Raw genomic sequence first — 20,503 nt, forward strand, 5'->3', positions numbered from 1 at the left:
AAACGATGAGTCATGAAGAATTAAATGATCAATTTCTCGTTCGTCGCGAAAAAATGAGCAACCTACGAGATCAAGGTATTGATCCGTTTGGTCAACGTTTTGAACGTACACATACATCACAGCAATTAATTAGTGAGTATGACGAGTTAACAAAAGAACAGTTAGAAGAAAATGAAGTGCCTGTGTCACTAGCTGGTCGTATTATGACAAAGCGTGGAAAAGGAAAAGCAGGTTTCGCTCACGTTCAAGATTTAACAGGACAAATTCAGCTTTATGTACGTAAAGATGCAATTGGCGAAGAACAGTACGAAATCTTCAGCAGCGTAGATATCGGTGACTTGGTAGGGGTTGAAGGTGTTTTATTCAAAACAAAAGTTGGCGAACTTTCTATTAAAGTAAAAGATTTTACGTTACTAACAAAAGCGCTTCGTCCACTTCCAGATAAATATCATGGTTTAAAAGATATTGAACAGCGCTACCGTCAACGTTACTTAGATTTAATTACAAACCCAGAAAGTAAACAAACATTTATCTCAAGAAGCCGCATTATTCAATCGATGCGCCGTTACTTAGATAATCATGGATATTTAGAAGTTGAAACACCGATGATGCATTCAATCGCAGGTGGAGCAGCAGCTCGTCCGTTTGTGACACACCACAATGCGCTTGATATGGAACTTTATATGCGTATTGCGATTGAACTTCATTTAAAACGTTTAATCGTAGGTGGATTAGAAAAAGTATACGAAATTGGCCGTGTATTCCGTAATGAAGGTGTATCTACACGTCACAATCCTGAATTTACAATGATCGAATTGTACGAAGCGTATGCGGACTACAAAGATATCATGGCTTTAACAGAGAACTTAATTGCACACATTGCGCAAGAAGTACTTGGCACAACAAAGATTCAGTATGGCGATCAAGAGGTAGATTTAACTCCAGAGTGGACAAGACTTCATATGGTCGATGCTATTAAACAATATACGGGCGTAGACTTCTGGGGAGAAACATCTGTTGAAGAAGCTCGTGCTTTAGCGAAAGAACACGGGGTAGAAATCACTGAACATATGCAATATGGACATATTGTAAATGAATTCTTTGAACAAAAAGTAGAAGAGCAGTTAATTCAACCAACGTTCATTTACGGACATCCTGTAGAAATCTCTCCATTGGCTAAGAAAAATGCGGAAGATCCGCGTTTTACTGACCGTTTTGAGCTGTTTATCGTTGCGCGTGAACACGCGAACGCATTTACAGAGCTAAATGATCCAATTGACCAACGTGAGCGCTTTGAAGCTCAGTTGAAAGAGAAAGAACAAGGAAACGATGAAGCACATGAGATGGATGATGACTTCATTGAGGCATTAGAATATGGTATGCCACCTACAGGTGGTCTAGGAATCGGTATTGACCGCCTTGTTATGTTACTAACAAATGCACCGTCAATCCGTGATGTACTATTATTCCCACATATGCGTCAACGCTAAAAAAAGAGATGGCTACGGCCATCTTTTTTTAGTTAATAATATTAGAAAATTTAAACTTTTAATTTACCTCTTGTTTTTATGAAATTGATTTGGTATATTTATATCTGTTGCTAACGCAGACAAGCGAGAACAACAAAAAGAAATAAAAAAGTTGTTGACATTACGTTGATAACTTGATAAGATAGTAAAGTCGCTTAAGAGCGACGGTTGAACTTTGAAAACTGAACAAAGCGACAAACGTCAACGTTAAATTTTATTTTTAAATTGAGCAAGCAAACATTTCTTCGGAGAGTTTGATCCTGGCTCAGGATGAACGCTGGCGGCGTGCCTAATACATGCAAGTCGAGCGAACTGATTAGAAGCTTGCTTCTATGACGTTAGCGGCGGACGGGTGAGTAACACGTGGGCAACCTGCCTGTAAGACTGGGATAACTTCGGGAAACCGAAGCTAATACCGGATAGGATCTTCTCCTTCATGGGAGATGATTGAAAGATGGTTTCGGCTATCACTTACAGATGGGCCCGCGGTGCATTAGCTAGTTGGTGAGGTAACGGCTCACCAAGGCCACGATGCATAGCCGACCTGAGAGGGTGATCGGCCACACTGGGACTGAGACACGGCCCAGACTCCTACGGGAGGCAGCAGTAGGGAATCTTCCGCAATGGACGAAAGTCTGACGGAGCAACGCCGCGTGAGTGATGAAGGCTTTCGGGTCGTAAAACTCTGTTGTTAGGGAAGAACAAGTACAAGAGTAACTGCTTGTACCTTGACGGTACCTAACCAGAAAGCCACGGCTAACTACGTGCCAGCAGCCGCGGTAATACGTAGGTGGCAAGCGTTATCCGGAATTATTGGGCGTAAAGCGCGCGCAGGCGGTTTCTTAAGTCTGATGTGAAAGCCCACGGCTCAACCGTGGAGGGTCATTGGAAACTGGGGAACTTGAGTGCAGAAGAGAAAAGCGGAATTCCACGTGTAGCGGTGAAATGCGTAGAGATGTGGAGGAACACCAGTGGCGAAGGCGGCTTTTTGGTCTGTAACTGACGCTGAGGCGCGAAAGCGTGGGGAGCAAACAGGATTAGATACCCTGGTAGTCCACGCCGTAAACGATGAGTGCTAAGTGTTAGAGGGTTTCCGCCCTTTAGTGCTGCAGCTAACGCATTAAGCACTCCGCCTGGGGAGTACGGTCGCAAGACTGAAACTCAAAGGAATTGACGGGGGCCCGCACAAGCGGTGGAGCATGTGGTTTAATTCGAAGCAACGCGAAGAACCTTACCAGGTCTTGACATCCTCTGACAACTCTAGAGATAGAGCGTTCCCCTTCGGGGGACAGAGTGACAGGTGGTGCATGGTTGTCGTCAGCTCGTGTCGTGAGATGTTGGGAAGTCCCGCAACGAGCGCAACCCTTGATCTTAGTTGCCAGCATTTAGTTGGGCACTCTAAGGTGACTGCCGGTGACAAACCGGAGGAAGGTGGGGATGACGTCAAATCATCATGCCCCTTATGACCTGGGCTACACACGTGCTACAATGGATGGTACAAAGGGCTGCAAGACCGCGAGGTCAAGCCAATCCCATAAAACCATTCTCAGTTCGGATTGTAGGCTGCAACTCGCCTACATGAAGCTGGAATCGCTAGTAATCGCGGATCAGCATGCCGCGGTGAATACGTTCCCGGGCCTTGTACACACCGCCCGTCACACCACGAGAGTTTGTAACACCCGAAGTCGGTGGAGTAACCGTAAGGAGCTAGCCGCCTAAGGTGGGACAGATGATTGGGGTGAAGTCGTAACAAGGTAGCCGTATCGGAAGGTGCGGCTGGATCACCTCCTTTCTAAGGATTTTTATAAGACGTACGTTTCATTTCGTTCAGTTTTGAGAGAATTCTCTCTATCATATATATGGGCCTATAGCTCAGCTGGTTAGAGCGCACGCCTGATAAGCGTGAGGTCGGTGGTTCGAGTCCACTTAGGCCCACCAGTATAACAAACAGTTAAGTTAAACTTAAAAAACAATCATGGCCCGTTGGTCAAGTGGTTAAGACACCGCCCTTTCACGGCGGTAACACGGGTTCGAATCCCGTACGGGTCATCGAAAGAGCAGTTTGCATTTGCAAACTGCTCTTTTATTTATGTTAGATAACTACAGATTTTGATTGAGGCTGTATAAAATTCTAATGTGAAAACTTTAAAATTTTTGAGTCTAATCTCTTAAATTTGAACATAACGATACTAGTACTTTAAGAATAACACTAGGATAACGTGCTATAATGGATGAAACTGAATACTAGGGGTAATGAATAATGGAGGAATTAAAGCGAAAAAACCAAGGTGCTGCGGAACTAGACGAAAAGGGATTTAAGTGGATGCGTTTCGTCAGCTTCTTTATGATTGTGAACCTCATTTTCACCGTAGCTTTAGTAGCAGTTGTTCTAATAGTTCCACAAATTCAAGAAACTTTTCAATGGGTAGCATTTGGTGTATATGGGTTTACAGTTCTTTATCTCATCTTTATGCGTGAAGTAGCCTTTAAAAAGACATATGGTTCTTTAGCAGTTTGGATGCGGACTGTATGGAATTTTAGTTTTATTGCTAGTGCGTTTGGGGCCATTAGCATGTTTATAGGGAACACTCACTGGACTTTATTTTAAAGGAATCTGTCTTCTTGTGTTGAAAGTGAAAGTAAGGGAGGAATTTATATGAATCCATATGAACAATTACAATTAAACAAAGAAGTAGAAGCGATTGCTAAACAACGAATTGAAATTCATAAACAGCGAATAAAGCTATCTGAAGAGTTAGAGCAAGACTTTGATAATACAGAGCTCCAAAATAAAATTATTGAGTTAGAAGAAGAAAGTCAAAAACTAAAGAAAAAGAGTGAAGCTTTACAAGCTAACTATTAAACATCCTCTCAGGGTGTTTTTTTAATCAACGTATTTTAAAAAAACTGTGATTTTATTGAAGCTATAAGCTTGATTATGAACAAACTGTTGAGTCACTTATTTTGTCAGGACGTCCAATAAAATTAGGAAATGAAGAAAACTTTACTTCCTTGCCTCGTATACTTTTACCTTATTGTAAAATGTCTCTTTCTTCATGCCTACCTCTGATTTAAAAGAAAAAGTGGAAGATAAAATACAGTCCAAGACAGAGTAGCTGCATTCGAGTATGTAGTTTGGCTATGCTTTGAATGGGATTCACAATGCTAATTCTAAATAAGTTTGCTTTGATCCCCATGTAGACTACATTTAAAAGGGAAGCACATATCAAGAATATGAGATAAAACGTTGGAATAGCCAATAATGTTATAATAATCAACGAGTTGGTATAAAGGAGTTGGTACTATCACCATACAAAATCTTATTGACTTAAAAGATTTAGAATTGCCATTTGTTTTTTATTATGACGGGGATTTCGTACGTCAATCAATTAAAAATGGAACGAACATACTAGAAAGATATGATTACGTCGGAGAAGCTGAATTAGAATTACTTCAAGAAACTGGATTTATTGAAATTTGTATAGAGGGTTATGGTGGAATGAGAATAGGTGATAAAATTGATGTCTCTGTTGGTAATTTAGAAACTAAAAATGTTACCGAACCATTTGTTTTAGAAAAACTTGATAAGCGATTTTATTTTTTAATACCCTTTCATCCTTATTGGGTGAGTACAATGGAAGATGGGGGTATCCTCATCTCATATTCTATAAAAAGTGTACTAAATATGACTACTTATAGTTCTGAAACAGTACGTTTTCATAAAGATATTCTATCTAGCTCAACTGTATATTAAAATAAATGTAGTAGCTTAATCGATTGCTTGTTAATATGCTGTTAGATATGTATCTTTTTAGAAAAAATAAAATAACTTACTGAAATAGTCTTTATATAGAACAGAACAAGCAGATTCTTACTTATTAAGAGCCTGCTTGTTTTACTTTATACCCAGCATTAGATTCTTTATTTAACAGCTTCTTTAAATTCTTTTCCTGGCTTAAAGGCTGGAGCCTTTGTAGCATCAATAAATTCAGCTTTATTCATATCTAAATACCTCATTCCTTACTGTGTATAGTCTGTGTAGACAAAAAATATATCATAGTTTCCTTATAAGGATCAAACCTATGTTCTTTTAAATGCATCTGCTAGAAAACTCTAAAAAAAGTTAACATTGCATGTTTTGTTTCCTTTTTGTTAGGGAAATGGAAATAAAAGAAAGATAAAAATGATTAAAAATGAGGAGAAGGAGTGTCAAAAAGTGGTATATAGTCAAGTAGTAAGAAAACCTGAGTTTCAACAAGCGGAATCGGAAGGGTTAAATGAAGCCATTCACGAGTACATAACTCGTCGTACACGTCACAATGCACCGGTTGTGGATGCGCTTCGATATATTATGACCATTGAACATAAACATGAACGCATGCAGGTAGCAGCAGAACTGTTCGGATCAGCTATTCAGCGTGTAAAAGATCAAGATATTATTCAATATCTAAAAAAATGCGGAAGCTACAAAAGAATTTCTGATACGATGGAATAAAAACGTTTTCTTTGAAAAAGCGCCTTTAATGAGAGGGGGCTTTTTTTGTTTCCGCCATTTAAAAGCGAGGGTAAATACATAGAATTCTTCTAATTTGTGCATAGTAAATGAAGCAGAATTAATTGAGGAAGAGACAGAGTTGTGTATCTGACTGCGGGGGCGAATGTTAAGGTCTAGAATAAAGTCTTCATTACAGATACCCACTCTTGAATAAATGAAGATTTACGTATGTATCCCTAGCAGGAGGTTTAGTGCATGAGTCAAGAAATACCGTTAAGTTCAAGTGAAATTGCTACTCTTTGGATGACCTATCAGCAAAAAACAATGACCCAAAGAATTTTGGAATATTTTATTGCACAGGCAGAAGATGACGGGGCAAAGGAAATTATGCAAGATACGCATAGGCAAGTGGTGAACTACATTGAAGATATCAAAACAATTTTACAGAATGAAGGGGCTTCCATACCAGTAGGATATACAGAAAAAGATGTAAATATAGGCGTTCCTAAGCTCTATGATAAGATGTTTGATATTATGTTTCTTCGCCTTTTAAAAGAAATTAGTATGGGGCTACATACGCTTCATTTAACCATGTCCTACAGAAAAGACATAATCTCTCTATATAAAGAACTTACCGCTTTCACGCAAAGTGGCTATGACAAATGTGTAGATTATCTTCAGGATAAAAACGTGCTTCCAAGGCCTCCAGCTGTTTCCGTACCTAAAAAAGCGAAGTTTGCTGAAGGCACAGATTACATGAATGGAAACCATTTATTTTCGAGTAAACGGGCATTAAATACTGTAGAGGTAGCACATATTTATTACGCAATTGAAAGCAACATTTTTGGCATGCAAATGATCACAGGGTTCGCTCAAGTAGCAAGTGAGCCTGAAGTGAAGAAGTACTTTGTAAAAGGAAAAGAGCTGGCTAAAAAAATTGTAAGTGATTATAGTAAAATTCTTTTGGAAAGCGATATTCAGACGCCTGCGACGTGGGGAGCGAAGGCGACCGAGTCAAAAGTAGCACCCTTTTCAGATAAACTAATGATGTACTGCGTGAGTTTATTCTGCAGTTTCGGGCTAGGAAGCAACGCTTTAGGCACTGCGTTTAGTTTACGTGGAGATCTTCCTCTTACTCTTGTCAGTACCGCCAAAGACATTTTAACATACGGGCAAGACGGGGGAAAAATCATGGCTAAAAACGGATGGCTTGAAGAACCGCCAAGTATGGAAGACCGAAATGATTTGATTAAATAGAAAAGCATAATACATTACGAAAACTTCTTTTTTTGAAAGAAGTTTTTTCTTTTGCATAAAAAATGTCGTTATTTGTTCGTTTAACGGTTTGTTTTTTGAATAAAAAGGATATATAAACCATAAATTTACAATTTTATACTAAAAAAGGAGGTTGTTGCATATGAAGTGGTACATAAAAGTGTTGAAAAATTACGGGACGTTTTCTGGCAGAGCAAGCCGAACTGAATACTGGATGTTTGTATTGGTCAACTTTGTTATTTCATTTATTCTTTCTTTCATTCAGTTCTTTATTGATAAGCCTCTTTTTTTGCCGGTAATCTACTCGCTATTGATTGCAGTCCCTTCGTTAGCGGTAGGAGCAAGAAGGCTCCACGATACGGGAAAAAGCGGATGGTGGCAGCTCATTACATTAGTTCCATTAATCGGAAGTATTTGGCTGATTATTTTATTCTGCCAGCCTAGCGATCCAAAAGAGAATCGTTTTGGTACAACGGCTAAAGCAGCATAAATAGAACTCCCCCTTACACAAGGGGGAGTTTTTTAGTGCACAGGTTCTACTATAGCACCATCATACGCCGATTGGTAAATAGCTCGGATGTCTTTTTCAAGAAGAGGCAAAGGACTGCGAGCGAGAATTCGTTTTTGCTGGACGCCATCTTCTGTCAGCTTTTGAAGGGCACTTTCTGGAATATCAAATCCGCGAAGGGTTTGAGGAATGCCTACGTCTTCGACAAGTGACTGCAGCTGTTTTACACACTGATAAGAAGCTTCTTCTGTTGATAAAGAGTTAGCGTTTCCGCCCAGTGCTTCAAAAATATCTCGCATCTTTTCCACACAGCTGCTGCGTATGTAACCCATCACATATGGAAGCAATACGGCGTTTGATTCACCGTGTGAAATATGAAACTGTCCACCTAACGGATAAGCAAGCGCATGAACACCAGCAACACCAGCGTTAAAAAAAGCAAGGCCCGCTAAATAGCTTCCGTAGCTCATCTGAGTTCGCGCTTCTTTATCTTTGCCATTTTCTACAGCTGTTCGCAAAGAAGAGCTAATCATGCGTATAGCCTTTAGTGCTAAGGCATCGGTTGCTGGATTTGCATTTACTGATACATAAGCTTCAACGGCATGAGTTAATGCATCAACCCCTGTAGCCGCCGTTACTTTAGAAGGCACGCTTAGCGTAAGCTCAGGATCTACAATCGCAGCGTCTGCAAGCAAATAGTCGTGGGTCACAACGTCCTTGGTGCTTTCAAGAGATAATACAGAAATATTCGTTACTTCTGAGCCCGTGCCGGAAGTTGTAGGAATTAAAATTTTAGGAAGACCTTTTTTTGAAATTTGTTTTGTACCAGTTAAGTTCAAGTATTCTTCTACAGCGCCGTCGTGAACGGCTAAAACGGCCGTAAGTTTTGCTAAATCTAACGCGCTGCCGCCGCCAACCCCAATGACTAAATCAAATTTTCGGCTTTTTGCGTAGGATACGAGTTTTTCACCGAGTGCTAAAGGCGGTTCTGGTGCCGTATCTGCATATACATCTACTTCGTATCCATTTTTAATGAGGGGAGAACTCACTTTATCCACAAGTCCAATGTCTTTTAACACGGGATCTGTGACAATTAAAATATGAGCGGGGTGATATTTTTTTACTTCCGGAAGCAGTTGCTGAAGTGATCCCCATCCTGTATAGCTAAGAGGGGTAAAAACTAGTTTTGACACAGTCATTCTTTTATCCTCCTATAGGCACTGTTTTGTTGGCGGTTTCAAAGATGTGGTTTTGCTTCTACGTATATTATAATGAAGTATCGCAAATTTTTCATTGAATACAAATTAGCTGTCACGAAAAAATTGAGCTTTACTTCACAGAGGCAAAGGATGAGGAAATGTTGAGATACGTAACAAAAGAATTAGCTCAGAAAATTGTGTGTAGAACGATGGAGATTATTGATTGCAACATTAACGTGATGAACGAAAAAGGAGTCATTATTGGTTCGGGTGACAAAAAGCGAATGAATCAAATCCACGAAGGAGCGTTGATGGTATTAAAAAGCGGCAGTTCCTACGAAATTACTCAACAGCAGGCTGACTCGCTGCGCGGGGCCAAACCGGGCGTGAATTTCCCTATTTTCTTTAACGGAGAAATTGTTGGAGTCGTGGGATTAACAGGACTGCCAGAACAGATTCGTAATTACGGAGAACTCGTGCGCATGGCGGCTGAAATGATTTTTCAAGAAATGATTTTAATAGAGGAAATTCAATGGGATGAGCGATTAAAAGAAGAGGTGGTTCATCAGCTTCTTCAGCAAGAAGAGCCGTTTGACTCTTTATTTTTTGACCGAGCGAACCGCTTTGATATTAATTTATACCTTCCACGAGTGGCACTGATTGTTACAGCGGACAATCGCCATGAAGTTATGAAGCTTGTAAAGAAATACATAGCTAACAATGACCTATACGCTATGCTTCCAGACGGAGTGGTCATATTAAAATCTACAGAAGCAGGCAGCGCTAGCAGCTATGCGGAACAGCTGGAAAAACAGCTTCGGGCGTCTGGTATGGTGTGTAAGTTAGCGGCAGGATCTGTTCAAGCTGACCTTAAAGGCCTTCATGTATCTTATCAGCAGGCAAAAGATACGCTTGCCGTCGGTTCTAAGCTTCACCCAGAAGCTGTTTTCTACTGCTATTCGGATTATCAAATTCCCGTGCTGTTACGTCAAAGCGCCGGTTTTCAAGAAAATCATGAACTGTTGCATCACTATGAAAAGCTGAAGGAATACGATAAGAAAAAAGAACTTATCGAAACGTTAACGGTCTACATAGAAGAAAATGGCGAAGGAAGCACGGCAGCTAAAAAGCTTTTTATACATCGAAATACGCTAAGCTACCGTCTAGATAAAATCCAAAGCATTACGGGAAAAGATCCAAGAAAAGTCAAAGACCTTCTTGAACTATATGTAGCGCTACTGCTATCTAAAATTTCATAACTGTGCATGTGCATAAAAGATCTTGCGATAGTGAGGTCTTTTTCTGTTGAAGTGACTAATGAAAGAATATAAGATAACGCTTACAATTAACATTAGGGACAGGAGAAATAAGAAAGGGGATGGCTTTATGGACGTTCAAGTAAGCGCGTTAGGCGCGATCTGTGCATTAGTAATTGCTATTATATTAATCTTAAAGAAAGTGGCTCCCGCATACGGAATGATAGCCGGAGCTTTAATTGGCGGAGTTAATATTGCTGATACCGTTAATTTAATGATTGAAGGGGCACAAGGCATCATTCCCGCAGTGCTGCGGATTCTTGCAGCTGGTATATTGGCCGGGGTATTAATAGAATCGGGTGCTGCAGCGGTTATAGCAGAAACCATTGTAAAAAAACTAGGGGAAACAAAAGCGCTTTTAGCTCTAGCGCTAGCCACACTCATTCTTACGACAGTAGGTGTGTTTGTTGATGTGGCTGTGATCACAGTGGCGCCTATTGCTTTAGCCATTGCTAAACGTACGGGTATGTCAAAGCCTGCTATTTTATTAGCAATGATTGGAGGAGGAAAGGCAGGAAATTTAATGTCTCCTAATCCTAACGCTATTGCTGCTTCGGATGCATTTAATATTCCGCTTACATCCGTGATGGCTGCGGGAATTATTCCCGCTGTATTTGGCGTAGCGGTCACTTATCTAGTAGCCAAACGATTAATGAAAAAAGGAACAATGGTTCAAGCTGAAGAAATAGATACAGTGGATGCAAGCAGCTTGCCGCTGTTTTTAACAGCCATTATAGCACCCATTGTTACCATCGTGCTGCTGGCACTGCGACCGCTTTTTGACCTTAATATTGATCCAATGGTTGCGCTTCCTGCAGGAGGGATTGTTGGTGCTATTGTGATGAAAAAAGGAAAACAGCTTAATACATATGCTATTTCTGGATTAGGAAAAATGTCAGGTGTAGCCATTATGCTACTTGGAACGGGGACATTAGCAGGTATTATTGCTAACTCCCAGCTAAAAGACGTTATTATTCAAGGCTTGTCTGCCATTGGATTGCCCGCTTATGTTTTAGCTCCGGTTTCAGGTATTTTTATGTCAGCGGCAACCGCTTCGACAACGGCAGGAACAGCAGTCGCAAGCCAAGTTTTTGGATCGACGATTTTAGAGCTAGGCGTTTCTGCTTTAGCCGGAGCTGCTATGGTTCATGCTGGGGCGACCGTACTTGATCACCTCCCGCACGGAAGCTTTTTCCACGCAACGGGCGGAAGTGTAAATATGAAAATAAAAGAACGTTTAAAATTAATCCCTTACGAATCGCTTATTGGACTCATTATGGCAATTGTATCCACGCTGATATTTGGTGTATTAAAGCTATATGGCTAAAAACTAAAAGGAGTGTTTACGCATGAAAATTGTGATTGCACCGGATTCATTTAAAGAAAGCTTAACAGCTCTGAACGTTTGTGAAGCGGTTGAAAAAGGAATAAGAACTCATTTTCCTAACGCGGAGATTAGTAAAGTACCTATGGCAGACGGAGGAGAAGGAACCGTTCAGTCGCTTGTGGACGCGACGGGCGGACAAATCATACAAGCTAAAGTAACGGGACCTTTAGGTAAAGAGGTGGAAGCTTTTTATGGAATTCTTGGAGACGGCAAAACGGCTGTTATTGAAATGGCAGCCGCTTCAGGCCTTCATCATGTTCCGGTGGATAAACGCAATCCGCTTATCACAACAACGCGAGGAACCGGTGAGCTCATTCTCAAAGCATTAGATCAAAAAGTAAAGCATATCATTATTGGCATCGGAGGAAGTGCTACAAATGATGGAGGAGCTGGTATGGCAAAAGCTTTAGGGGCAAAGCTTCTTGATGCTAACGGAGCAGAAATGAAAGAAGGGGGCGGCAGCCTAGATCAGTTAGCTTCTATTGATCTTACAAACTTGGATTCTCGGCTTGCTGAAGTCAAAGTAGAAGTGGCTTGCGACGTAGACAATCCGTTAACGGGTGAAACCGGAGCATCTGCGGTATTTGGTCCTCAAAAAGGCGCAACTCCGGATATGCTTAAACGGCTTGACCGTAATCTAGCTCATTACGCAGCAGTTATTGAAAAAGAAATGAATATTCATATCCAAAGTGTTCCTGGTGCTGGAGCGGCAGGAGGACTAGGAGGCGGACTGCTGGCATTTTTATCTGCGGAGTTAAACCCAGGTGTAGACATTGTCATTGAGGCAACTCAGCTAGAAAGCTATATTAAAGATGCTGACCTTGTCATTACTGGTGAAGGAAGAATAGATGGACAAACCATTTACGGAAAAACCCCCATTGGCGTAGCAAAAACAGCAAAAAAGCATAGCGTTCCCGTGATCGCGATAGCAGGGAGCATTGGAGCAGGAAGCGAAGCTGTGTATGAACAAGGTATTTCGGCGTTATTTAGCGTCGTGCCCGGGGCAGTCGACCTGTCAGAAGCACTGGAAAAAGCCGGTGAAAACATTGAAAGAACGGCTAAAAACGTAGCGTCAGTTATACGCTTAGGCATCAAGTGAAGGAGTTACAGTTTTTATTGTTCTCTTTTTAATAAATAGTAAAAGGTCTCTTCCATCAGAAGAGGCCTTTTTTTCGTTTAGTGCTGAAGTAAGCTGCTATCATTCTTTTAAATTTTATATAGGAAATAGAACTAAACGTTTTCTGAAGCGTCATAGTAAGTAAGCAGTTCTAAAGGTTCTCTCGCATTCTCGTCGGCTTACTAACTGCTACTTATGGAAAGGAGAGGTTAACGTGGAAAAAAAGTTTAGGTTCTTGAGAATTTTACGAAACGTGATAGTAGCTATATTGGGGATATGCATCATATGGATTGTAACGAATCAAGTAATGACGGCAGTGGAAAAGAAAAAGTATCCGCCTATTGGTCAATTAGTAGAGGTTGATGGCAGAGATATTCATGTATATACAAAAGGTAGAGGGGAAAATACGATTGTACTACTAAGCGGGTTGGGAACGACTGCGCCTGCACTGGATTTTGAACCGTTAGTAAATGAACTGTCGAAGGATAATAAAGTGGTGGTAGTAGAACCATTTGGATACGGATGGAGTGACATTACGAATAAAAAACGTACCGTAGAAAATAGTGTAAGTGAAATAAGAGAAGCTTTGCAAAAATCGGATATAAAAGGTCCGTATATATTAATGCCGCACTCAGTTTCTGGCGTGTACAGCATGTATTACGCTAATAAATATCCAGATGAAGTAAAAGCAATTATTGGAATAGACCCTACGTTGCCAAAAGCGCTGGATTATTTTAAAGAAGAAGCGCCGAATATACCAAGTTTGATGAGTGTTTTAGCGCCAAGTTGACTTGCTCGCTTAGCCCTGCTTACTAGTCCTGATCAGTATCTACCGCTAGCCGAAAAAGGAACGTATACAACAACAAATTTAAAAATGACAAAAGCAATATCCAGCTGGAAAGGCTACAACAAAAACGTCATTGATGAAGCAAAAGAACTGAACAACAATATAAATAAAACTCTCGATATGTCGTTTCCTTCAAAGATGCCTGTAATGATTTTCACTAGAAAAATAGATAAAGAACCAAAAGAAGAAAAATCTAATATCACGTTTTATCAAGATCAATTAAGTCACGTATCGTCGCAAAAACTAGTTGTTTTATAAGGTCATCACTATTTACACTGGACGAAGTACAGAGAAATGAGCGAATATGTGAATAATTTTATAGACACATCTATTAATTCAAATAAAAAGAAATAAATTTGATTTAAGAAAAGGAGTCCGAACATTGGATCTCCTTTTTCTAGTACAGTGAAGAACGATAACTAATTTATTCGTTCTACGTCTATAAATGTTATAATTAACCAATAACTGGAATGTTTTATATATAAATGAATTTCAAGAAAGTTGATAGGAAAAGGAGTAACATGATGAAAAGTCAAGTTCGTTTACTAAGGGATAAAGAATTAGAAGAAGCAGCAATCATCTATACAAACGTTTTTAGTGGATCACCGTGGAACGAGCCTTGGAGTATAAACACTGCTTATGCTCGTTTATACGATATCAGTAAAACTCCAGGTTACATAGGGATAGGTTACTTTCATAGTGAAAATAATAAACTCATAGGATTTATAGTAGGAAATGAAGAACAGTGGGCGAACTATAAGACGTTTTATGTAAATGAAATTTGTGTGTTAAGCAACACTCAGCAAACTGGCGTAGGAACGAGTCTTTTATCTTTCCTTAACGAGTTACTTATACAAAAAGAAGTGAAAGAAGTCTATGTGTCTACTGAAAGAGGCCAAGGCAAACCAGAACGTTTTTTTGAAAAGAACGGTTTTGTTACTCATGAATCTCGTATACTGATGACAGTGAATGTAGATTAAATATAAGTGGATGGGTGTAGGGGATCCGCTTTGTTATTTCAGGAGGCACGGTTCATAAAGCAGGAGGAAATAATTTATGATTTTTTCGCTACTAGTTTTAGTCGCTATTTTAACGGTGAGTATTCCGTTGATGATTATTATTGTTAAAACAGTTTGGCACCGAAAGCTTCCTCGTAATTACTATACGCCGTTTGACTATCTTGCTGCACAAACAGAAGAAGAGTTTCATGAAGAGCAAAATGAACGAGAACTAGAAGAAAAAGAAGGAGATGTTGTAAACAGAAAGAGCTAAAGGTCGTTTTCAACTCCTTCTGTTTACAGTCCACCCCTCCACAATTTCCGTAAATTCACCTAGGTGTTCTTCAAATATCCGTTTTCGATGTCCGTTTGCTCCAGATGGATGGGGAAAGCCAAATAAATACGTATGCCTAGAAAACGAAGGTTCATTTGAAAGCTTTCTTAAAACATTCTCAACCGCTTTTCCTAGTGGAACAATTAAACATGGATTCTTTATTTCGTTCAATTCATGTGGAAACACTTCAAAAGCATAGCGAGAAAGAAGCGCTGAGCGTTCAATTGGCGGCTGATGCCCCGTGTAGTTTTTTCCTTTATAAAACACGGGATATTTCAGTACGGACGTTGTATGCAGCAAATCTCTCTGTGAAGCAAATAGCTCAGCGGCACCGTTAATGCCCATGACTTTTGCAATTCCGCATTGATCTAACATGTCTATTAAATTGACTCTCATCGTTCCGCTAAAGCTAGCTGCTTTTTTTGTTTCGTACAGGACTTGTTCAAGCTGATGATGATGAGACAGGTTGGAAACGCATTGTTTAAAAGCGGTTTTCATTTGAAACCAGCCTGGTGTGATGCCGGCAATGACAATATGAGCGTCTGGATTTATGTAATCGTTATGAGGCGAGTAGTACATGCTTAATTCACGTTCTTGAGCGATTAAAAAGTCTTTTTGCAACAGCTGTTCTTTCGTAAAATTCATATTATGCAATTGTTGAATGGCAGGCAGACATTGTTGAAAATAAGAATGTTGGCTAATCATAGGCTCTCTCTTTCCTTATCAGTATTTCTCCTTTTATTTTCCCCAACAAACCGTTTTATATCAAATATGAACAAATTCTTACGAAAATTAATATTTACTAAAAGTTTACTTAAGTTTTAGTGCAGTGTGATAAAAACAAAGTAGTAATAGCGGCTTTTTTGTCATTTTAACGGCAGAAATAACAAAAGAAATGAAGAATTTTGGAGAATATTTTAATAAATTTACTGAAATTTTAAAATTATTTATTGAAAGCGTTTTATTAATGTGCTATTCTTCCAATATAAGAGATAAATATTTAGTAAAAATAGAAGATTATAATAGAGAGGTAAAAAGATGGCAACTTTAAAAGATATAGCGGCGTACGCTAATGTTTCCAGTTCAACCGTATCGAGAGTACTAAATAATGATCATACGCTTTCTGTATCTGAGGTTACTCGTGAACGCATTCTGCATGCAGCCAAGGAGCTGCAATATACGCCCGTGAAGATACGAAAAGGAACGGCAAACGGAAAGGATATAGAAGCTCCTCGAATAGGTATTATTTTTGCTCAGTCCCTTGAAGAAGAGTTAGTAGACCCTTTTTTCTCTTCTATTCGCCATGGAATAGAGAGTGAATGCTCAGAAAAAGAAATTTTTACAGTAAAGTCATTTAGGCTAAAAGGCATGAAGCAAGAAGAGCTGCTGCAGGATCTTGATGGAGTGATTGTAGTGGGAAGAGTTAGTCCAGAAACGGTTCAAGAAGTGAGCAATCATTTAGATACTATTGTTTTTATTAATCACAAAGCGGATGAGGATTTGTACGATTCGGTCATGATTGATTTTGAGAAAGCTACTAAACACGCATTAAATCATTTATTTGACCTCGGTTATAAAAGAATTGGCTATATCGGAGGGACAGAAAGAGAACATTATATCAATGGAAGTTCTATTATTGAAGATCAGCGTCAAACGGTTTTTGAACGCGTTATGCATGAAAAAGGCCTGCTCGATTCTGAGAAAGTTTATATAGGAGAGTACTCAATGACTGAAGGCTATGAGCTGATGGGACAAGCGATTAAGCAAGGAAATCTTCCTGAGGCATTTTTTATCGCAAGTGATGCAATGGCGATAGGAGCAATGCGTGCCCTGCAGCAATCAAATATAAAGGTTCCTGAAGACGTAGCGATTGTAAGCTTTGATGATGTAGATATCGCAGCATTTGCGAGCACGCCGCTCACAACGGTTAAAGTATATACTGAAGAAATGGGAAGGCAGGCTGTTAAAATGCTAGTAGATCGGTTAAGCGGCAGATCCGTTCCTTTAAAAGTCATGGTGCCGACTAAATTAATTTATCGTGAAAGCTGCGGAGCCTTACTCAAAAAACAGTAGCCTAAAAGTTATAACTTGAAAGGGGGTGATAGAAAAGAAGAATTCATACATAAAGAGTGATAAGGGGGAAGAAAAATAGAAAAAACCATAGAAAAAGCAGGTTAAAAAGCCCTAGAAACTACATACTTATTGGCAGATAAGTATGTAAATGAAAAAACTTTTTCATCTCTAGGACTCTTTGAACCTTTGTAAAAGTATAGGATTAAATTATAAGTGACTTTATTTCGTTGTGCAATGAATTTGTCTATGTATAAATAACTGAATATTCAGTTATTTATGTCTTGATAGAGTATAAGGAGGAAAAAAGATAAATGAAAAAGCTTACGTATCTTTTCGTTCTATTACTAGTCTTTTCTGTTGTGGCAGCGGGCTGCGGAAATAAAGAAGCGGCAACAGGTGGAAATGGGAAAACAACGCTAACGCTTTTTTCTACGATGAGTAATAAAGGGGAGAGAAAAGCGCTTCAAAATGCGATTGCAGAATTTGAAAAACAAAATGCAGATATTAAAATTGATGCGAATTTTCCGGGTAACGGCTATGAAGATATGCTTCGTGTGAAAATGGGTGCAAATGATATGCCGGATTTATTTGATACGCACGGCTGGTCTCAGCTTCGCTACGGGGAATATGTAGCAGATTTAAAAGATATGGATTGGGTTCAGCATTTGGATCCAGCGCTAAATCAAATTTTAAAAGATAAAAGCGGCAAAGTGTATGCGTATCCTTTAAATCAAGCAAAAGACGGAATTAGCTATAATGCGACGCTGTTAGAAAAATACGGAATAAAGCCTCCTAACACAATGGATGAATTTATAACAGCATTAGAAACAGTAAAAAAGAAGAGCGAAGGAGAAATAGCGCCTCTATGGATCCCAGGAGGGGAAAATGGCAATATTGCTCAAGTGTTTGATCAGCTGGCTACACCTCAGCTTATTACAGCAAAAAATAAGAACTATGCTAAGCAGTTGGAAAAAGGAACATTTAATTGGTCAAACTACACGCCGCTAGCGGAAACAATGGCAGAAATGAAGAAAAAAGGGCTGCTGAATGAAGATGTATTAACCGCAAAAGTATCTCAAGCAACGGAATTAATGGCTCAAAATAAAATTGCTTTTACATTTGTGGGCGGATCTCTTGGACCGGATGCAACAGAATTAAATCCTGAAGTAAAAGTAGGAACGGTACCGGTGCCTGCTATTCATAAAGGCGGTACGCAAAGCTGGATCGGCGGAGAGCGCTTTACCCTTGCTGCGTGGAAAGATTCTAAGCACCTTAAAGAAGCCAAGAAATTTATTGAATTTGTGTCACAGCCGGAAGTTGCCAAAAAGATTGCCGAAGGAACGTCTTCAGCATCGGCTCTGAAAAACAATAAAACACAAAACTACTACTCTGAATACTACGATAAGTATAGCGATATTAAAGTTGAGCCATACTTCGACCGAAAGTATTTACCGAGCGGTATGTGGGCAGTGATGTCTTCTACAGGTCAAGAATTGCTAGCGGGAAGTTTAACGCCAAAGCAATTATCAAAAGAGATGGAAAAAGAGTACAAGCGTCTCAGTAAACAATAAAATAGTGTGCAAAAGTTCCTTGTTCGCCGAGAAGCAGGGAGATAGGCTTCTGCTTCTTTTCAACACAAGCTGAAATAGGAGTGAACACGATGAATGAATTAGTCCGGAAAGAGCCGGTTTCTGTAGTAAGAGATACGAAAAAACGAAAGAAAAAATTAAAAACAGAGTCCTCTTTATGGTGGATGTATCTTCCCGGCTTAGTAATTATCACCGTTTTTATTATCTATCCTTTTATTAACGGAATTAGACTTTCCTTTACTAATTGGAATGGATTTTCACAAACATATGATTGGATTGGGCTCCAGCAGTATAAACGTTTGCTTGCAGATCCAACGACTTGGCTTGTGATAAAAAATACGCTGCTCTACGGAATAGGCAGTACTATTTTTCAAAATATTATTGGCTTGTTATACGCTTTGCTTCTGAATCAAAGCATTAAAATGAAAGCTGTAACAAGAACAATTGTCTACCTTCCGGTTATTATCAGCCCAATTATTATGGGTTATATCTGGTACTTCTTTTTTGCCTACCAAGGAGGCGCTTTAAATGACCTTCTTGTATTTTTAGGTTTTGAGAAGATTAATGCTTTGGGAACTCCAGAGCTTAACTCTTGGATTATCGTGTTCGTCAATACGTATCAATTCGTTGGAATTGCGATGATTATTTATTTAGCGGGACTGCAAAGTATTTCAAAAGATTATTACGAGGCAGCGCAGCTTGACGGAGCATCTGCTCTTCAGCAGTTTAAAAACATCACGCTTCCATTGCTTATGCCTTCGATTACAATTAATGTCGTTTTAAATATTATCGGAGGTTTAAAACTGTTTGACGTAATTGTTGCGCTGACAGGAGGAGGGCCTGGAGATGCATCGCAGTCAATGTCTACTTTTATGTATGACTTATATTTTAGAAGACAGGACGCCGGCTATGCTGCAACTCAAGGTGTGTGCATGGCGCTCATTATCTTAGTCATTAGCTTATCAGCACTTGTGTACTTTAAGCGAAAGGAGACAGAAGCGTGATGGACTATACAAATAAACGGAAAAAGCGATTTTTTACCTTTCTAGCTCTTTGTATAACGCTCGTTCATATTGTCCCTTTTTATATTCTTGTTACGACTTCTTTAAAAGCAACCGGGGATTTTAGTTCCAAATGGGTATTTCCAAAAAGCATAAACCTTGAAAATTTCACAGCGGCTTGGGAGCAAGCGAATTTAGGCAGTTCTTTTATGAATACGTTTATCATTACGTTCGTTTCGGCGGTTCTGCTTATTTTTTTAGGATCAATGGCTGCGTATCCTCTAGCGCGCCGCCAAACGAAACTAAATAAGTACGTCTATTTTATCTTTATCGCCGTGATGGTAATACCGCCTTTAACAGCGTTAGTTCCGCTGTACAAAATGGTTGTGAATATGGGGATGATGAACACGTACCAAATTGCTATTTTAAATAATGTCGCAGCCTTTTTGCCGCTAACGATCTTTTTGTATGCGGGCTTCATTCGCTCCACTATTTCTAAAGAGCTCGAGGAAGCAGCAAGAATTGATGGGGCCGGCACGTTAACGATTTTCTTTAAAATCGTATTTCCACTGCTAAAGCCTGTCACTGCGTCTATTTTAATTATTGCGAGCGTCTATATTTGGAACGACTATCAGTTTGCAATTTTCTTCCTTCAAGATAAGGAAATGCATACATTAACCGTTACGTTAGCAAGCTTTTTTGCCGAAAATCAAAATAATCTTAGCTTAGTAGGAGCAGCTGCGATTATTGCGATGCTTCCAATGACCATTTTATTTTTAGTGCTACAAAAATACTTTATTGCAGGGCTTTCATCAGGATCTGTAAAAGGATAAAA

20 protein-coding genes, 2 tRNA genes and 1 rRNA gene are annotated in these 20,503 nt (G+C 39.5%); 21 read left to right on the forward strand and 2 right to left on the reverse strand.

Features of this window, described 5'->3' with window-relative positions:
- Window positions 1–5 precede the first annotated feature (5 nt).
- From lysS to ACFX4W_RS14890, 10 genes are all read left to right on the forward strand, one after another.
- The gene (gene lysS, locus ACFX4W_RS14845; RefSeq protein ID WP_013054894.1) at window positions 6–1,490 is read left to right on the forward strand and encodes a lysine--tRNA ligase; all 1,485 of its coding nucleotides are present in this window, start codon (window positions 6–8) and stop codon (window positions 1,488–1,490) included.
- Window positions 1,491–1,771: 281 nt separating this feature from the next.
- Window positions 1,772–3,321: ribosomal RNA gene (locus tag ACFX4W_RS14850) — 16S ribosomal RNA — on the forward strand.
- 69 nt (window positions 3,322–3,390) lie between these two features.
- A tRNA-Ile gene (locus ACFX4W_RS14855) sits at window positions 3,391–3,467 on the forward strand.
- Between the two features lie 39 nt (window positions 3,468–3,506).
- Window positions 3,507–3,578, forward strand: a tRNA-Glu gene (locus tag ACFX4W_RS14860).
- Window positions 3,579–3,789: 211 nt separating this feature from the next.
- Window positions 3,790–4,137 carry a hypothetical protein gene (locus ACFX4W_RS14865; RefSeq protein WP_025753676.1) on the forward strand — a complete coding sequence of 116 codons (348 nt, stop codon included), beginning with the start codon at window positions 3,790–3,792 and terminating at the stop codon, window positions 4,135–4,137.
- A 48-nt stretch (window positions 4,138–4,185) separates the two neighbouring features.
- A complete protein-coding gene (locus tag ACFX4W_RS14870; RefSeq protein ID WP_016766132.1) occupies window positions 4,186–4,392 on the forward strand; it encodes a hypothetical protein in 207 nt (68 codons plus the stop codon).
- Between the two features lie 480 nt (window positions 4,393–4,872).
- Entirely contained in the window at window positions 4,873–5,283 is a 411-nt protein-coding gene (locus tag ACFX4W_RS14875) for a hypothetical protein (RefSeq protein WP_043983110.1), read from the forward strand.
- A 462-nt stretch (window positions 5,284–5,745) separates the two neighbouring features.
- Window positions 5,746–6,024: a hypothetical protein gene (locus ACFX4W_RS14880; protein WP_028408159.1), complete on the forward strand. Its 279-nt coding sequence runs from the start codon at window positions 5,746–5,748 to the stop codon at window positions 6,022–6,024.
- Between the two features lie 255 nt (window positions 6,025–6,279).
- Complete coding sequence (locus ACFX4W_RS14885; protein WP_043983108.1) at window positions 6,280–7,281, forward strand: DUF3231 family protein; 1,002 nt, start codon at window positions 6,280–6,282, stop codon at window positions 7,279–7,281.
- Window positions 7,282–7,441: 160 nt separating this feature from the next.
- Entirely contained in the window at window positions 7,442–7,789 is a 348-nt protein-coding gene (locus ACFX4W_RS14890; protein WP_043983106.1) for a DUF805 domain-containing protein, read from the forward strand.
- 32 nt (window positions 7,790–7,821) lie between these two features.
- Here the strand turns inward: ACFX4W_RS14890 and ACFX4W_RS14895 are convergent, their stop codons facing one another.
- Window positions 7,822–9,006: an iron-containing alcohol dehydrogenase gene (locus tag ACFX4W_RS14895; protein WP_043983104.1), complete on the reverse strand. Its 1,185-nt coding sequence runs from the start codon at window positions 9,004–9,006 to the stop codon at window positions 7,822–7,824.
- A gap of 158 nt (window positions 9,007–9,164) precedes the next feature.
- Between ACFX4W_RS14895 and ACFX4W_RS14900 the strand changes: the two genes are divergently transcribed.
- From ACFX4W_RS14900 to ACFX4W_RS14930, 7 genes are all read left to right on the forward strand, one after another.
- On the forward strand, window positions 9,165–10,265 hold the full coding sequence (locus ACFX4W_RS14900) for a sugar diacid recognition domain-containing protein (protein WP_241771411.1): 1,101 nt from the start codon (window positions 9,165–9,167) through the stop codon (window positions 10,263–10,265).
- A 127-nt stretch (window positions 10,266–10,392) separates the two neighbouring features.
- Window positions 10,393–11,649 carry a GntP family permease gene (locus ACFX4W_RS14905; protein WP_280559826.1) on the forward strand — a complete coding sequence of 419 codons (1,257 nt, stop codon included), beginning with the start codon at window positions 10,393–10,395 and terminating at the stop codon, window positions 11,647–11,649.
- 22 nt (window positions 11,650–11,671) lie between these two features.
- A complete protein-coding gene (locus ACFX4W_RS14910) occupies window positions 11,672–12,808 on the forward strand; it encodes a glycerate kinase (RefSeq protein WP_043983101.1) in 1,137 nt (378 codons plus the stop codon).
- Window positions 12,809–13,040: 232 nt separating this feature from the next.
- Window positions 13,041–13,616, forward strand: coding sequence for an alpha/beta fold hydrolase (locus ACFX4W_RS14915; RefSeq protein WP_338390607.1), 576 nt, complete (start codon window positions 13,041–13,043; stop codon window positions 13,614–13,616).
- Between the two features lie 84 nt (window positions 13,617–13,700).
- Window positions 13,701–13,931: a hypothetical protein gene (locus ACFX4W_RS14920; RefSeq protein WP_338390606.1), complete on the forward strand. Its 231-nt coding sequence runs from the start codon at window positions 13,701–13,703 to the stop codon at window positions 13,929–13,931.
- Window positions 13,932–14,197: 266 nt separating this feature from the next.
- Window positions 14,198–14,653, forward strand: coding sequence for a GNAT family N-acetyltransferase (locus ACFX4W_RS14925; protein ID WP_043983098.1), 456 nt, complete (start codon window positions 14,198–14,200; stop codon window positions 14,651–14,653).
- A 76-nt stretch (window positions 14,654–14,729) separates the two neighbouring features.
- Window positions 14,730–14,945 carry a DUF3951 domain-containing protein gene (locus ACFX4W_RS14930; RefSeq protein WP_043983097.1) on the forward strand — a complete coding sequence of 72 codons (216 nt, stop codon included), beginning with the start codon at window positions 14,730–14,732 and terminating at the stop codon, window positions 14,943–14,945.
- A 9-nt stretch (window positions 14,946–14,954) separates the two neighbouring features.
- On the opposite strand, the gene ACFX4W_RS14935 is transcribed toward ACFX4W_RS14930, so the two are convergent.
- Window positions 14,955–15,710 (reverse strand): hypothetical protein, encoded by a 756-nt coding sequence (locus ACFX4W_RS14935; protein WP_280559824.1) that lies wholly within the window; start codon window positions 15,708–15,710, stop codon window positions 14,955–14,957.
- A gap of 333 nt (window positions 15,711–16,043) precedes the next feature.
- Between ACFX4W_RS14935 and ACFX4W_RS14940 the strand changes: the two genes are divergently transcribed.
- The 4 genes from ACFX4W_RS14940 to ACFX4W_RS14955 all read left to right on the forward strand — a co-directional run bounded on the left by ACFX4W_RS14940 (window position 16,044) and on the right by ACFX4W_RS14955 (window position 20,501).
- Window positions 16,044–17,078, forward strand: a complete 1,035-nt coding sequence (locus ACFX4W_RS14940) for a LacI family DNA-binding transcriptional regulator (RefSeq protein WP_102813935.1) — start codon at window positions 16,044–16,046, stop codon at window positions 17,076–17,078.
- Between the two features lie 311 nt (window positions 17,079–17,389).
- Window positions 17,390–18,649: an ABC transporter substrate-binding protein gene (locus tag ACFX4W_RS14945; RefSeq protein WP_043983091.1), complete on the forward strand. Its 1,260-nt coding sequence runs from the start codon at window positions 17,390–17,392 to the stop codon at window positions 18,647–18,649.
- Window positions 18,650–18,738: 89 nt separating this feature from the next.
- Window positions 18,739–19,671, forward strand: a complete 933-nt coding sequence (locus ACFX4W_RS14950) for a carbohydrate ABC transporter permease (protein ID WP_013083531.1) — start codon at window positions 18,739–18,741, stop codon at window positions 19,669–19,671.
- On the forward strand, window positions 19,671–20,501 hold the full coding sequence (locus ACFX4W_RS14955) for a carbohydrate ABC transporter permease (protein WP_043983089.1): 831 nt from the start codon (window positions 19,671–19,673) through the stop codon (window positions 20,499–20,501). Before ACFX4W_RS14950 ends, ACFX4W_RS14955 begins: the two co-directional genes overlap by 1 nt.
- Window positions 20,502–20,503 lie beyond the last annotated feature (2 nt).

Origin of the sequence: Priestia sp. YIM B13489, from assembly GCF_042787645.1 — a bacterium.
In the GTDB taxonomy this organism is placed as follows: domain Bacteria; phylum Bacillota; class Bacilli; order Bacillales; family Bacillaceae_H; genus Priestia; species Priestia megaterium.

What these genes read in the sequence shown, in the direction of transcription:
- lysS (WP_013054894.1), top strand. Translation starts at nt 6, where the DNA reads ATGAGTCATGAAGAATTAAATGATCAATTTCTCGTTCGTCGCGAAAAA.
- ACFX4W_RS14865 (WP_025753676.1), top strand. Translation starts at nt 3,790, where the DNA reads ATGGAGGAATTAAAGCGAAAAAACCAAGGTGCTGCGGAACTAGACGAA.
- ACFX4W_RS14870 (WP_016766132.1), top strand. Translation starts at nt 4,186, where the DNA reads ATGAATCCATATGAACAATTACAATTAAACAAAGAAGTAGAAGCGATT.
- ACFX4W_RS14885 (WP_043983108.1), top strand. Translation starts at nt 6,280, where the DNA reads ATGAGTCAAGAAATACCGTTAAGTTCAAGTGAAATTGCTACTCTTTGG.
- ACFX4W_RS14890 (WP_043983106.1), top strand. Translation starts at nt 7,442, where the DNA reads ATGAAGTGGTACATAAAAGTGTTGAAAAATTACGGGACGTTTTCTGGC.
- ACFX4W_RS14895 (WP_043983104.1), bottom strand. Translation starts at nt 9,006, where the DNA reads ATGACTGTGTCAAAACTAGTTTTTACCCCTCTTAGCTATACAGGATGG.
- ACFX4W_RS14900 (WP_241771411.1), top strand. Translation starts at nt 9,165, where the DNA reads ATGTTGAGATACGTAACAAAAGAATTAGCTCAGAAAATTGTGTGTAGA.
- ACFX4W_RS14905 (WP_280559826.1), top strand. Translation starts at nt 10,393, where the DNA reads ATGGACGTTCAAGTAAGCGCGTTAGGCGCGATCTGTGCATTAGTAATT.
- ACFX4W_RS14910 (WP_043983101.1), top strand. Translation starts at nt 11,672, where the DNA reads ATGAAAATTGTGATTGCACCGGATTCATTTAAAGAAAGCTTAACAGCT.
- ACFX4W_RS14920 (WP_338390606.1), top strand. Translation starts at nt 13,701, where the DNA reads ATGACAAAAGCAATATCCAGCTGGAAAGGCTACAACAAAAACGTCATT.
- ACFX4W_RS14925 (WP_043983098.1), top strand. Translation starts at nt 14,198, where the DNA reads ATGAAAAGTCAAGTTCGTTTACTAAGGGATAAAGAATTAGAAGAAGCA.
- ACFX4W_RS14930 (WP_043983097.1), top strand. Translation starts at nt 14,730, where the DNA reads ATGATTTTTTCGCTACTAGTTTTAGTCGCTATTTTAACGGTGAGTATT.
- ACFX4W_RS14935 (WP_280559824.1), bottom strand. Translation starts at nt 15,710, where the DNA reads ATGATTAGCCAACATTCTTATTTTCAACAATGTCTGCCTGCCATTCAA.
- ACFX4W_RS14940 (WP_102813935.1), top strand. Translation starts at nt 16,044, where the DNA reads ATGGCAACTTTAAAAGATATAGCGGCGTACGCTAATGTTTCCAGTTCA.
- ACFX4W_RS14945 (WP_043983091.1), top strand. Translation starts at nt 17,390, where the DNA reads ATGAAAAAGCTTACGTATCTTTTCGTTCTATTACTAGTCTTTTCTGTT.
- ACFX4W_RS14950 (WP_013083531.1), top strand. Translation starts at nt 18,739, where the DNA reads ATGAATGAATTAGTCCGGAAAGAGCCGGTTTCTGTAGTAAGAGATACG.
- ACFX4W_RS14955 (WP_043983089.1), top strand. Translation starts at nt 19,671, where the DNA reads ATGGACTATACAAATAAACGGAAAAAGCGATTTTTTACCTTTCTAGCT.